14 protein-coding genes are annotated in these 13,428 nt (G+C 41.2%); 13 read left to right on the top strand and 1 reads right to left on the bottom strand.

What is annotated here, in order from left to right; translation table 11 throughout:
* Positions 1-19 precede the first annotated feature (19 nt).
* From djlA to relA, 8 genes are all read left to right on the top strand, one after another.
* On the top strand, positions 20-841 hold the full coding sequence (gene djlA / locus J3L16_RS01325; protein ID WP_207611062.1) for a co-chaperone DjlA: 822 nt from the start codon (positions 20-22) through the stop codon (positions 839-841).
* Between the two features lie 134 nt (positions 842-975).
* Positions 976-1,695 carry a bifunctional protein-disulfide isomerase/oxidoreductase DsbC gene (gene dsbC, locus J3L16_RS01320; RefSeq protein WP_347564624.1) on the top strand — a complete coding sequence of 240 codons (720 nt, stop codon included), beginning with the start codon at positions 976-978 and terminating at the stop codon, positions 1,693-1,695.
* A gap of 7 nt (positions 1,696-1,702) precedes the next feature.
* Positions 1,703-3,424, top strand: coding sequence for a single-stranded-DNA-specific exonuclease RecJ (gene recJ, locus J3L16_RS01315; RefSeq protein ID WP_207611061.1), 1,722 nt, complete (start codon positions 1,703-1,705; stop codon positions 3,422-3,424).
* On the top strand, positions 3,418-4,092 hold the full coding sequence (recO, locus tag J3L16_RS01310) for a DNA repair protein RecO (protein ID WP_207611060.1): 675 nt from the start codon (positions 3,418-3,420) through the stop codon (positions 4,090-4,092). Before recJ ends, recO begins: the two co-directional genes overlap by 7 nt.
* Before the next feature lie 49 nt (positions 4,093-4,141).
* On the top strand, positions 4,142-4,894 hold the full coding sequence (pdxJ, locus tag J3L16_RS01305; protein WP_207611059.1) for a pyridoxine 5'-phosphate synthase: 753 nt from the start codon (positions 4,142-4,144) through the stop codon (positions 4,892-4,894).
* Positions 4,894-5,268 carry a holo-ACP synthase gene (acpS, locus tag J3L16_RS01300; RefSeq protein ID WP_207611058.1) on the top strand — a complete coding sequence of 125 codons (375 nt, stop codon included), beginning with the start codon at positions 4,894-4,896 and terminating at the stop codon, positions 5,266-5,268. The genes pdxJ and acpS overlap by 1 nt, the downstream gene beginning before the upstream one ends.
* A 2-nt stretch (positions 5,269-5,270) precedes the next feature.
* Positions 5,271-6,614 (top strand): 23S rRNA (uracil(1939)-C(5))-methyltransferase RlmD, encoded by a 1,344-nt coding sequence (gene rlmD / locus J3L16_RS01295; RefSeq protein WP_207611057.1) that lies wholly within the window; start codon positions 5,271-5,273, stop codon positions 6,612-6,614.
* Positions 6,615-6,622: 8 nt separating this feature from the next.
* The gene (gene relA, locus J3L16_RS01290; RefSeq protein ID WP_207611056.1) at positions 6,623-8,782 is read left to right on the top strand and encodes a GTP diphosphokinase; all 2,160 of its coding nucleotides are present in this window, start codon (positions 6,623-6,625) and stop codon (positions 8,780-8,782) included.
* Between the two features lie 54 nt (positions 8,783-8,836).
* On the opposite strand, the gene J3L16_RS01285 is transcribed toward relA, so the two are convergent.
* Entirely contained in the window at positions 8,837-9,367 is a 531-nt protein-coding gene (locus J3L16_RS01285; RefSeq protein ID WP_207611055.1) for a hypothetical protein, read from the bottom strand.
* A 332-nt stretch (positions 9,368-9,699) separates the two neighbouring features.
* Here J3L16_RS01285 and rplM point away from each other — a divergent pair, with 332 nt between their 5' ends.
* The 5 genes from rplM to J3L16_RS01260 all read left to right on the top strand — a co-directional run bounded on the left by rplM (position 9,700) and on the right by J3L16_RS01260 (position 13,372).
* Positions 9,700-10,128, top strand: a complete 429-nt coding sequence (rplM, locus tag J3L16_RS01280; protein ID WP_207611054.1) for a 50S ribosomal protein L13 — start codon at positions 9,700-9,702, stop codon at positions 10,126-10,128.
* A gap of 12 nt (positions 10,129-10,140) precedes the next feature.
* Positions 10,141-10,533, top strand: a complete 393-nt coding sequence (rpsI, locus tag J3L16_RS01275; protein ID WP_207611053.1) for a 30S ribosomal protein S9 — start codon at positions 10,141-10,143, stop codon at positions 10,531-10,533.
* A 214-nt stretch (positions 10,534-10,747) separates the two neighbouring features.
* Positions 10,748-11,374 carry a ubiquinol-cytochrome c reductase iron-sulfur subunit gene (gene petA / locus J3L16_RS01270; RefSeq protein WP_347564628.1) on the top strand — a complete coding sequence of 209 codons (627 nt, stop codon included), beginning with the start codon at positions 10,748-10,750 and terminating at the stop codon, positions 11,372-11,374.
* 1 nt (position 11,375) lies between these two features.
* Positions 11,376-12,641, top strand: a complete 1,266-nt coding sequence (locus J3L16_RS01265) for a cytochrome bc complex cytochrome b subunit (RefSeq protein ID WP_207611052.1) — start codon at positions 11,376-11,378, stop codon at positions 12,639-12,641.
* Positions 12,638-13,372 carry a cytochrome c1 gene (locus J3L16_RS01260; protein WP_207611051.1) on the top strand — a complete coding sequence of 245 codons (735 nt, stop codon included), beginning with the start codon at positions 12,638-12,640 and terminating at the stop codon, positions 13,370-13,372. Before J3L16_RS01265 ends, J3L16_RS01260 begins: the two co-directional genes overlap by 4 nt.
* Positions 13,373-13,428: the final 56 nt, after the last annotated feature.

Raw genomic sequence — 13,428 nt, 5'->3', positions numbered from 1 at the left:
TATTTTTGAGCGTTTTTGTATGTTGTTTTGGGGTAAGTTGTTAGGTTTTGTGTTCGGGTTTATGGCATTGAAAGTACCTGGGGCAATAATAGGTTTGGTTATTGGTCACTACTTTGACCGGAGCTATGGTCAGAGTTTTGCTCGTTCGGGGGGCTTTGCTCGTTTCTTTACTGATCCTGAGAGTTTTCAAAAAAATGCTGTTTTTTTTCACAGCCTGTTTGCTGTTCTTGGGCATATTGCCAAAGCTGATGGTAGAGTCACTCAAGCCGAAATTGCAGTTGCTACCCATCTTATGGATACATTGAATTTAAGCGGTGATGCCCGAAAAGAGGCGCAAACTGCATTCAATGAAGGAAAAGCCTCAGACTTTCCTCTTAACATGAGTCTGAAAGATTTGTTTGCATCTTGCCATGGACGTAGAGATCTTCTTCAAATGTTTTTGGAGATTGTTATACAAGCGGCGTTGTCCGATGGCACATTATCTTCAGCTGAGTACGTGGTTTTGGAAAAAACTGCAAAACAACTGCGTTTTTCTAAACGGGAGTTGGATTTCCTTATTTCTGCTCACAAAGCCCAGCAACGTTTTCAACAAGAGCGAACAGGGAGCAACAAAAATGCCGCTCCAGAACAATCCTCAATAGATGATGCGTATAAAATTTTAGGTTTACAAAAAAACGCAGATGAAAAAACCATCAAACGTGCATATAAAAAACAAATGTCTGAGCATCATCCTGATAAATTAGCCGCGAAAGGGCTCCCTGCTGAAGCTATGGAGATGGCGAAACAAAAGACCCAAGCTATTCAAGCCGCGTACGAAATGATAAAAAGTAGCTTAAAGTGACCATCTAATTGTTTATTTTAAAGCAACGAACGAGTTAGTATGTGTCTATCTATTTACAGAAACGATTTACTGATAGTGAAACTTAATATTCAATCGTTCGGTCTGTATGATGTCACACAGAATTGGAGAAGTATGTGAAACCATTCATTAAATCTATTTTATCGGCCACTATGGTATTGGCCTCGTTTATGTCCTTTGCTGAAGACGAGCAGCATCAGGCTCTTATTGATAAGTTTGAATCTATCATGGGGTGGGATGTTGAATCTGTTGCCGATGCACCCGTAAAAGGTTTGTTACAGCTGACCACTGCACGGGGTATTTTTTACGCAAGTGAAGATGGTGGTTACTTACTTCAAGCCCGTATTTTCAATACTAATAATGGTATGGCAAATGAAACTGAATTAGCTTTATCGTCAATAAGACTCGATGGCGTTAAGAAGTTTCAAGATGATATGATTGAGTTTAAAGCGAAAGACGAAAAATATGTTGTTTCGGTCTTTACTGATATTACTTGTGGTTATTGCCGTAAACTTCACAATGAAATTCAAGACTATAATGACGCAGGTATTACAGTGCGTTACATGGCCTTTCCTAGAGCGGGTATTCAAAGTCCAACATACAGCAATATGGTTTCAGTATGGTGCGCTGAAAATCCTCAAAAGGCACTCACTGATGCAAAATCAGATTCTGAGATAGCGTCTTCGAGCTGTGCTAATACGATAGAAGAGCAATATTTATTTGGTCAAAAAGTTGGAGTGGGCGGTACACCAAGTATTGTATTACCTGATGGCAGCTTAGTTCCTGGATACCAACCTGCACCACAGCTTTTATTGTCGCTAGAAAACGCGAGTTAATTGTTGAGTGAATCCTTCTATTCAACGTCGCCCTGTCTTGGGCGACGTAATCGACCCCAATCTTCACCCCGCTATTGACCGTATTTACCGCGCTAGGAATATTCAATCTTCTGCTGAATTAGAAAATGCAGCTAGGGGACTTTTGCATTTTAAAGATTTAAAAGGCATTGATACCGCGTGTGCGCTATTGGTTAGTGCGATTAAAGACCATAAAAAAATAACTATTGTCGGTGATTTTGACGCTGATGGCGCAACCAGTACCGCTTTGTGCATTTTAGCACTTCGGGCTATGGGAGTGACTCAGCTAGATTATTTGGTGCCTAACCGATTTGATTTTGGTTATGGGTTGAGCCCTAAAATTGTTGAACTTGCTCATCAGCAAAGCACTGAAGTCATTGTGACCGTAGATAGTGGTATTGCTTGTTTTGACGGCGTTCAACGAGCCAAAGAACTGGGATTAGATGTCATTGTTACCGACCACCATTTGCCAGGCGAAACTTTGCCAGAAGCTGATGCAATCGTTAATCCGAACCAAGCTGACTGCCATTTTTCATCAAAAAATTTAGCTGGCGTTGGCGTGGCGTTTTATTTGATGTCGGCGTTGAAAGCGGCATTGCAATCCGATGAATGGTTCTCAACACACAATATTACCGCGCCTAATATGGCTGATTTTCTCGATATTGTTGCAGTAGGCACTGTGGCTGATGTAGTGCCGTTAGATAAAAATAATCGAATTCTTGTTCACCAAGGCCTTCAGCGCATTAAAGCGGGAAAATGCAGACCAGGGATTTCTGCAATAATGGCTATCGCTAACCGCACTGCAACCTATTTAACGGCTTCGGATTTAGGTTTTGTTATTGGCCCTCGGCTGAATGCGGCAGGTCGCCTTGAAGATATGGCGTTAGGCATAGAATGCTTGTTATCTGATGACGTCTATCAGTCACGTGAACTGGCCGCCAAATTAGATGATTTGAATCAGTCCCGTAAGAAAATTGAAATAGAAATGCGTGAAGATGCAGAAGTCATCGTTGAACGTCTCGTTGCTGAAACATCGGCTGTTCCTTCGGGATTAACAGTATACGACTCGTCATTTCACCAAGGGGTTATTGGTATTGTCTCAGGGCGATTACGGGAAAAGTTTAATCGGCCTACTGTAACCTTTGCTCGGCAAGATGATGACACATTAAAAGGGTCTGGACGTTCAATTCCAGGGGTTCATATTCGAGATGTGTTTGAAACCATAGATAAAGCTTACCCAAATGTTATTGATAAATTTGGTGGTCATGCGATGGCTGCGGGGTTATCGATTCATTCGTCACAACTATCTGTTTTTACCAAGGCCTTTAACGATACGTTGAGCGAAATTTTTAAAGGGATTGAGCCTCAAAGCACACTGATGACTGACGGTGAGTTGTCGGCTCATGATTATACGTTAGATTTTGCGTTAGCATTAAAGCAAGCAGGGCCCTTTGGGCAAGGTTTCGAAGCACCTGCATTTGATAATCGTTTTAATCTTGTTTCACAACGGATTGTAGGTGAACAGCATTTGAAATTGGTTTTGGCTCTCGACGGAGGTCAACCTATTGAAGCTATTGCATTTAATGTGGATACCCAGCAGTGGCCAAATGATAGTGTTCAGCAAGTCCATGCTGTTTATAGTCCCGATATCAATGTATTTCGCAATAATACTTCGTTGCAATTAATGGTGCACCATATAGAGCCATGTTAAACGGCGTCGTATTGCACCGCAGGCCTTATCGGGAAACCAGCGTTATTGTGGATTTCTTCACCCTTGAACAAGGCCGAGTTAGCGCTGTGGTAAGGGGCATGAGGCAAGCCAAATCTGACAGAAAAAGTTTGCTTCAACCGTTTCAATCTTTGCAGCTGCAACTTGCCGGTAAATCGGAACTTAAAACCCTTGCTCATGTTGAGGCAAACGACAAACGAATTTCTTTAACCGGAGACGCTTTGTACTGTGGTTTTTACATTAATGAATTACTCACTCGGGTACTGCCTCAAGGTTTGGTGGCTGACACCTTGTACCACAGATATATCCATTGTTTAGATCAATTAGTTACCAGGACCGCATTGGATATTTCTTTACGGCATTTTGAATTTGGTGTTTTAGATGAACTGGGCGTTCTACCCGATATTACTGTGACAAGTGAGGGAGAGCCGCTATCGTTGGGTAACAGGTATTGTTTTCATACCGATATTGGTATTGTGCCGATTGATAAAGGTAAAAATACGTTTTTAGGACAAAGTTTAATAGATATAGCAAATGAAGAATGGAACGATGAAAGTCGGGCCACTGCAAAGCTTATTTGTCGTCAAGCATTACATCCATTTTTAGGCTCTAAACCCCTTCACAGCAGGGCGTTATTTAAAAGAGCGTGATATACTCTTTTATCTTCTTTCTTTTTTATTACTTTGAGAATTTCCTGTTATGCCTAATCCTATTTACCTCGGGGTTAATATTGACCACATTGCTACCTTAAGAAATGCACGAGGAACCCATTATCCTGATCCAGTGCAAGCAGCGGGCATAGCGGAACGCGCTGGAGCTGATGGTATAACAGTGCATCTGCGAGAAGATAGACGGCATATTAATGATCGCGACGTAGAGGTACTGCGCCAAACCCTAGATACGCGAATGAATTTAGAAATGGCCGTAACTGAAGAAATGCTTGCCATTGCGCTGAAAACCAAACCTACATTTTGCTGCTTAGTACCAGAAAAACGAGAAGAGTTAACCACTGAAGGTGGCTTAGACGTAGTGGGTCAGCTTCAAACAGTGAAACACGCGTGTGAACAACTGGCGAAAGCAGGTATTTTGGTTTCCTTGTTTATTGATGCCGACAAGGCCCAAATAGATGCCGCTGTTGAATGCAATGCGCCATATATTGAAATTCATACTGGGCAATATGCTGATGCGGCAGATACTGATGCGCAAACAAGCGAATTAGAAAGGCTTAAATCAGGCATTCGTTATGCTCATAGCAAAGGGTTAAAAGTGAACGCAGGTCACGGGCTGCATTATCACAATGTACAGCCTATTGCGGCTATTCCTGAACTAGAAGAACTGAATATTGGTCACGCTATTATTGCTCGTGCTGCACTTGTGGGTTTAGAGCAAGCAGTAAAAGATATGAGAGCGCTGATGGTAGAAGCGCGTTTTTCAGGAGTTTCTTTTAACTAATGAGCGTTGTTGGGCTGGGCACAGATATTGTCGAGATTGAGCGTATTGGCGAGGGCGATGCACTCACACGTTTGGCGAAAAGAGTGCTTACGGAGAAAGAGCTTTCGGTATTTTATACTCATACTATGCCTGCTCGGTATTTTGCAAAACGCTTTGCAGCAAAAGAAGCTGCTGTTAAAGCCCTTGGTACTGGGATTGGCCGAGGAATAAGCTGGCAGCATATTGAAATTAGCAATGACCAACTCGGCAAACCGGAAATACACTTTTCTCTTGGTGCATTAGATAAAGCCAATGAACTAGGTGCAACACATGCCGCGATTAGTATTGCAGATGAACAGCACTATGCGGTTGCTACGGTGATATTAAGTCGTTAATTATGGTGCAAATATATAAGGCTCAAAAAACCAAGAAAAACAATGAAAAGAAACTTGTTAAGTCTGTATTGATTGACAAAATGAGCACCCAAGGCGAAGGGGTTTGTAGCTCACATCGTCCTCCTATTTATGTGAAAGGTGCATTGTTAAACGAAACCCTAGACATACGCGTTACTCAAGCTAAAAAAGACTATTGGAATGCTGAGGTTACTTCTTCTAAATCCATTCAAAACCCTCATGCAAGTAGACAAGATATATTTTGTCGCTACTTTGAAAAATGTGGTGGGTGTACAACTCAATATTGTGATCCTAAAGCTATGCTGGCATTTAAACAGTCTGCGTTAGACGAGCAATTTAAATCTAAGTTAAAAATAGATAATTTGCCTTGGCGTGATGCAATACAAACAACGCACAGAGGTTACAGGCGCAAAGCGCGACTTGCTGTAGACGCTCGAAACCCTAAATCGATAAAAGTCGGATTTCGAGCCCAAGGTTCCTCAAAGATTGTCGGGATTGACACCTGCTTAGTGTTAGAGCCAGAACTTCAATATATTATGCTTGCGTTGCACAGGCGTATCGAGCAAAAAGGTGATGCCTATAAAGCGCTGCGGTTTGTTGGACACATCACGTTAATGCAAGTAAACGGCTGTGTGTCTGTTACAGTCTCATTTACTCGCTCGGCTTCTTCCGATACAGTGAATTGGTGGAAAGCATTTGCAGACGAGATTAATACCAAGGAAAGGCAAAACGCTGAAGTGAACTTGGTAGCGAACAATGAATCTATTGCGTGTTTTTTTCCTTCAAAGACGGTGAACAAGCCCGCCGCGACGGATTTTATTCAAGTGAATGCCAGCGTGAATGAACAAATGCTTGATTTGGTTCTTCAGACTATCGAAAACGACAAACTAGATTATGTATTAGAGCTTTTTTGTGGCTTGGGGAACTTTAGTTTTAAATTAGCAGAGCAAGCACAGCGGTTAATCGGAGTCGAAGGAAGCGAGGCCATGGTGCAAACAGCCCAAGCCGTTGCACAGCAAAATGGCGTAGATAACACGGAATTTATCGCTAGAAATCTGAATGAAGTCTCAAGTATTACTGATTTGTTAAAGAATGTCCCTAGCCTAGTGTTCCTAGACCCCTCGCGGGAAGGGGCGTTTGCAGTGTGTGAGCAATTAGCAAACAATTATGTGGCTAAAATTGTGTATATTTCTTGCAACCCTCAAACATGGTTACGTGACTCTCGGGTACTATTAAATAATGGATATTCACTTTCACAGCTTACGTTGATGGATATGTTTCCTTATACTCCCCATTCTGAGTTATTTTCGGTTTTCACCTACGGCTAGGCACGTATATGGTATCTACGCGGACAGTTCATCAAGAAACACGCCCTGAATTTAATGATTGGTTATCCTCTCTTTCAATGTCTGAGAATACGCGAAGTAAACTCAGAACTATCAGTGATCATCCAGAGATATTGTTGGTGGGGCAGGAAATGGTTGAGATCTTACACGAACTCAATATGGACGATACCACCTTACAAGCCGCGTTAGTTTATCCCTATAGTGAAATGCATAACCTATCTGAAGACGATATAGGCTCGTCATTTGGTAGTGATATAAAACAGTTAATTGTCGGTGTGCGAAGAATGGATGCAATTCGTACTCTATATGGGCGAAATCGCTCCCAAACCGAAATGAGTGAACAAAACGTAGACAGTATTCGGCGTATGTTGCTGTCTATGGTTGAAGACCCTCGCGCTGTTGTTATTAAAATGGCGGAGCGTATTTGTGCACTTCATTTAGCGAAAGAAGCGGATGAAGAGACTCGGGTTATGATAGCCAGAGAATGTTCAACAATTTACGCCCCCTTGGCAAACCGGCTCGGTATTGGCCAGTTAAAGTGGGAACTGGAAGACCTGTCTTTTCGTTATTTACACCCACAAACCTATAAGTCTATTGCTAAGCAACTCGACGGGAAGCGTCAAGCACGTACTGATTATGTAGACAATATAGTTAATGATATTCAAGAATTAATGGACGGGCAGGGGGTCAATGCTGCGGTGCATGGACGACCTAAGCACATTTATAGCATTTGGAAAAAAATGCAGAAAAAAAACCTGTCTTTTGATCAGCTTTTTGATATTCGCGCGATGCGTATTATTGCAGATGAATTGCAAGATTGTTATGCCGCTCTTGGTGCTGTGCATGCTAATTACACTCATATTTCAAAAGAGTTTGACGATTACGTTGCAACACCCAAACCCAATGGTTATCAATCTATTCATACGGTTATTTTGGGGCCAGAGGGTAAGTCGGTTGAAATTCAGATTCGCACACAGCAAATGCATCAAGATGCAGAGCTGGGTGTTGCGGCTCATTGGAAGTACAAAGAAGATAAAACTGGCGCAATATCTGGTTTTGATGAACGCATTAACTGGTTACGTCGCATTTTGTTGTGGCAAGAAGAAGTGGCTGGCGATGGCGATTTAGTTGAAGAACTACGTAGTCAGGTGTTTGATGATAGGGTTTATGTTTTTACACCCAAAGGCGACATCATTGACCTACCACAAGGCTCAACACCGCTAGATTTTGCCTATTACGTGCATACTAATGTCGGCCACAGATGTATTGGCGCGAAAGTGAATAGCAGGATTGTGCCTTTTACTTATCAATTGGCGAATGGTGACCAAGTAGAAGTGTTAACCGGTAAGCAATTACAACCAAGTCGAGACTGGATGCACCCAGGGTTAGGTTATGTACATTCTTCACGAGCTCGCGCAACAATCCATTCCTTCTTTAAGAAACAAGACAAAGAAAAGAACCAAATTGCGGGTAAGGAGTTGTTGGAACGAGAGCTATCTCGTGCTCATTTGGCATTCAAATTGGCAGCCGATGCAGTAGAGAAATTCAATTTCCATAGTCTGCAAGACTTATATGCAGCAGTGGGCGCTGGTGATGTTAGGGTGTTATCAGTTGTGAACTTCTTAATGCAGAAGTACGCTACAAAACCTGAAGTACCGACAATTCCTCGTAAGAAGCGCGAAGCCAAAGGCAATAGTAAACAAGACAGTATTGTTGTTGAAGGTGTAGGACACTTAATGAGCCAATTAGCGAATTGCTGTCAGCCGGTACCTGGTGAGGCAATTTTAGGCTATATAACTCAAGGCAAAGGGGTCAGTGTTCACAAAGAAGATTGTAATCAATTACAACACTTACTACATGTAGCGCCAGAAAGAGAAATAGAAGTGCATTGGTCTGTTGAATTAGATGCGGGGTTTGAAACAACCTTAGCGATTTTCTGCAGCGATAGAAGCGGCCTTCTTCGAGATATTACTACTGTTCTTGCTAATGATAATGTGGGTTTATTAGGGGTAAATAGCCTTAGTGACACTAAATCATTGAGTGCGACAATTAAATTATCAGTAGAAGTTAAAAATGCGGCGATTTTATCTAAAGTAATGAATAAGTTAAGGCAAATTCAAGGTATTGTTGATGTCAAACGAGAAGGTTAGTTTGGCGAGTAGGGTTATCGACATTAGATGAATTACTCGCCGTTATTAGTGAATTTATTTATCTAACTTAGACAAGGCCTTTTCCAGCTCATCAATAGTTTTATGGCTTACGTATTGTAACAGTGACTTTGGTGTTGAAAAGAATGAGTGTGATTCATGGCGACTAGAAAAAACAATACTCATGTCTTTTGTATCGAGTAGCTTTACATAAATTGAAGAGTAAGAAGGGGTCATTTGATCTGTACTTTTCGAAGGTTGAGTTTCAACTGAGCCGATAACAATACCATCAGCATTCATTTCTTTTGCAAGTTGTAATATGGCCGCTGTTGGGTTTGTATTGTATTCATCCATTAAAGCAAATTCTTTTAATTTTAATTTCACAAGGTTTGAAGAAACGACCGTTATTTTATCTGATGTAGCAAGGGCATGTTCTATTTCTTCGTCCACTATTTGTGCATTTGGGCCTGTAAGTGGTGCAATGAGCACAGTATCCCAGTTCGCGTTCTTGTAGCGTTTATTAAAATTAATGCTAGTACAACCGGAGATCAGGAAAGTTAGTACTACTATTGTGATAACATTTTTCATTAAAGTTCCTTTTTCAAAATTTTATAGATAACAAAGTCATAGAGTTTATCAGACACTTATTTTTGATAATATACCTAGTGTTTAGTGTTCATTTCGCGTTCATTTTCTGCTTTAGCATCAATGGCAATACAATTGATGAAAAAACTCGCGTTTAGGGCTTCGCTTTTTGATTAATTTCTGTATAATTCGCGCCCTGCCCAGTTATGACTGTGCTCATTTCCCTGAGTATCAGCCAACGAAGCCACACTCGAAGGGGTGTAAGCAGCGTTAAATTGGCGAGTTAGGAACTATTTTTTAACTCAGTAACAACGAATTAATTTCGAGTATTTTAAATGAAAACTTTTGTAGCCAAACCCGAAACGGTACAGCGCGATTGGTATGTGGTAGATGCCGCAGAAAAAACGCTTGGTCGTCTAGCTTCTGAAATCGCTCACCGCCTTCGTGGTAAGCACAAGCCAGAATATACACCGCATACTGATGCTGGTGATTATATTATTGTTATTAACGCTGAGAAAGTTCGCGTTACAGGCAATAAAGCTAAAAATAAAATCTATTACGCTCACTCTGGATATCCAGGTGGTTTGAAAGAAACGACTTTCGAAAAGCTAATTGCTGCAAAACCAGAAATGGTTCTTGAAAAAGCAGTTAAAGGTATGTTGCCAAAAGGTCCTTTAGGCCGTGCAATGTTCCGCAAAATGAAAGTTTATGCAGGTACTGAGCATAATCACTCTGCACAACAACCCCAAGTACTGGATATTTAAGGAGCTAATCACATGGCAGATACGCAATATTACGGCACTGGCCGTCGTAAAAGTTCAACAGCTCGTGTTTTCTTGCGCCCAGGTACAGGTACGATTACTGTAAATAAACGCCCTCTTGACGAGTTTTTTGGTCGCGAAACAGCACGAATGATTGTTCGCCAACCTTTAGAGCTTGTTGAAATGACAGAAAAATTTGACCTATACGTTACTGTTAAAGGTGGCGGTATTAGTGGTCAAGCAGGTGCAATTCGTCACGGTATTACACGTGCGCTTATGGAATATGATGAAGCATTACGCCCATCACTTCGTAAAGCCGGATTCGTTACACGTGATGCACGTCGCGTTGAACGTAAGAAAGTTGGTTTACACAAAGCGCGTAAGCGTCCTCAATTTTCAAAACGTTAATTTTTCGTTTTCGAAAAAAACCCGGCTTTTGCCGGGTTTTTTATTTGTAGCTTATTTGGGTTACCTATCCTGTTTCTCTTGATTTAAAGCGCGTAGCGACTTACTTTAATTCCTTGTGTTTAATAGGGCTTTTTAACATAATAAATATCTACTATGTGAAAGTAAGCACCAGATTGGGAGACATGTGAATGATGAGTGTGTCGTTAGAATTACCGTGACAGTGGATGAAAATCATTCTGAACAGTCGGGAGCAGAACAACCTCAAAGTAAGGGGCGTAGGAAATTCCTAACGATTGCAACATCTGTTGTTGGAGGAGTGGGTGTTTTAGGCGCGTCAGTGCCATTTATTGGTTCTCTAGGCCCAAGCGCTAAAGCAAAGGCAGATGCAGCTGATGTTGAAGTTGACATTAGTTCAATGGAGCCAGGGCAGTTAATTTTAGTTCGATGGCAAAGTAAACCTGTGTGGATAGTACGAAGAACGCCGGAAATACTTGCTGAACTTACCATTGCTGAAGATAAATTAAGAGATCCTAATTCAGAAAAGCAACAACAACCTGCTTTTGCCAAAAATCGCGGCCGTTCATTAAATGATGAATACCTTATTCTCGTAGGTATTTGTACTCACCTTGGTTGTTCTCCCAAACATTTAAAAAATGGTGCAATGGAACAGTATGTTGAAGGTGTAAGAAATGGCTTCTTTTGTCCTTGTCATGGGTCTAAATTTGATATGGCTGGAAGAGTTTTTAAAAATGTCCCTGCGCCGTTAAATTTAGTAGTTCCTCGCTATCACTTTATCAATGACACTACTGTCGTTATCGGCTCAGAAGCTGAGGTGAGCTAATATGCAAAAGCTAATGAATTGGATAGAGCAGCGCTTGCCAGTAAAACGGGTAGCCGATATGCATGCTATGCAATATCCCGCACCTAAGAATATGAACTTCTGGTATGTATTCGGTTTTTTGTCCATGGTGGTCTTGGTTAATCAAATAATTTCAGGAATTTGGCTCACTATGCATTACACCCCCACAGCGGAAGGGGCATTTGCTTCAGTTGAGTTTATTATGCGCGAAGTGGATTATGGTTACATTATTCGCCATATGCACTCTACTGGCGCATCAGCGTTTTTTATTGTTGTTTACCTACATATGTTCCGCGGCATGATGTACGGGTCGTATCAAAAGCCAAGGGAGCTACTGTGGATATTTGGTATGATGATTTACCTCGCTCTTATGGCTGAAGCCTTTATGGGCTATGTGTTGCCTTGGGGGCAAATGTCTTATTGGGGGGCACAGGTGATTGTGTCACTATTTGGTGCTATTCCTGTTATTGGCCCAGATTTAGTGATTTGGATACAGGGTGACTATGTTGTTTCAGGCGCAACCCTAAATCGCTTCTTTGCTTTACATGTTATTGCGGTACCGCTGGTTATTGTCATTTTGGTGTTTCTACATATATGCGCTCTGCATGAAGTGGGTTCAAATAACCCCGATGGTGTGTCTGTTAAATTTAAAAAAGACAGTTTATCTAAGCAGGATAAAACACCGTTTAAAATTCACCAATACTATACAAATAAACATGACTATTCTGATGATGTGGTGCCTTTCTTTCCTTATATGGTGTTAAAAGACTTCGTTGCATTAAGCGTTTTTTTGTTTGGGTTTTGTTATGTATTGTTTTTTGCTCCAGAAATGGGCGGGAAGTTTCTAGAGCATCCTAATTTTGAAGTTGCTAACTCATTGAAAACTCCAGAACATATTTTCCCCGTATGGTACTTCACGCCATTTTATGCAATTTTAAAGGCCGTACCTGACAAATTGTTTGGTATAATGGCGATGTTTAGCGCAATTGTTGCCTTGTTTGCACTTCCTTGGATTGATAGAGGGCATGTTCGCTCATGGCGTTATCGGTCTGGTTTTCATAAAGTTAACCTTTTAGTTTTTGCATTGGTGTTTGTGTCTCTTGGCTATTTAGGAGGAACACCGCAAGAAGCTTGGAAGTTAATTGCGTCGCAAGTACTAACACTCTTGTATTTTAGCTTTTTTGTTCTGTTGTTTTTGTACAGTAAAAATGAGTGGACAAAGCCTTTACCAGCGAGAATAACAAGATGAAAAAGTTAGTCTTTATTTTGGTGATGTGTTTTCACCCTTTTGGGTTTTCTGCAACGGGTGAATATGGTTTAGACCACGCAGAAATAGATTTGAAAGATAAAGCGTCCTTGCAGCGTGGGGCAAAGGTATTTATGAATTACTGCTTGGGCTGCCACAGTATGCAATATCAACGTTATCAGCGTACTTTTGATGATATTGGTATTGATGAAGAGCTGGCTCAGGAATATTTGCAATACTCAGGGGCAAAGGCCAGTGACTATGTTGTTCGAGCTATGGATGCTAAAGATGCTGAGGCTTGGTTTGGTGTGGAGCCTCCCGACCTTACTTTAGTCGCAAGAGTCAGAGGAACGGATTGGATTTATACTTATCTTCGAACGTTTTATAAAGATGATAGCCGCCCATTTGGTGTTAATAATTTAGTTTTTCCTGACGTTGCGATGCCTCATGTTTTGGAACCGCTTCAAGGAACGCCCATAGTCACGTATAATGAAGAATTTAAAGGCAGTGACACAGAAAAACAGGTCAAAGGTGTAATCACTGATGGCAGTGGCTCACTATCTTCAGAAGAATACGACCAAGTTGTTTTAGATCTTGTGAATTTTTTGGAGTACACAGGAGAACCCACAAGGCTTGTTTCCGAAAGGATAGGGCGGTGGGTATTGGCATTTATCTCGGTGTTTGGCGTTTTAGTTTATCTTCTTAAAAAAGATTATTGGCGCGAAGTACATTAATATAGATATAATTTATACAATTTTTTTGTGGCCTAAATAAAGGCCACACTTTTAGC

It is taken from the genome of Alteromonas sp. 5E99-2, assembly GCF_017368475.1.
GTDB lineage: Bacteria > Pseudomonadota > Gammaproteobacteria > Enterobacterales > Alteromonadaceae > Alteromonas_F.
Note: the sequence above shows the minus strand (reverse complement) of the source record. Positions and strands in the feature narration are given on the sequence as shown.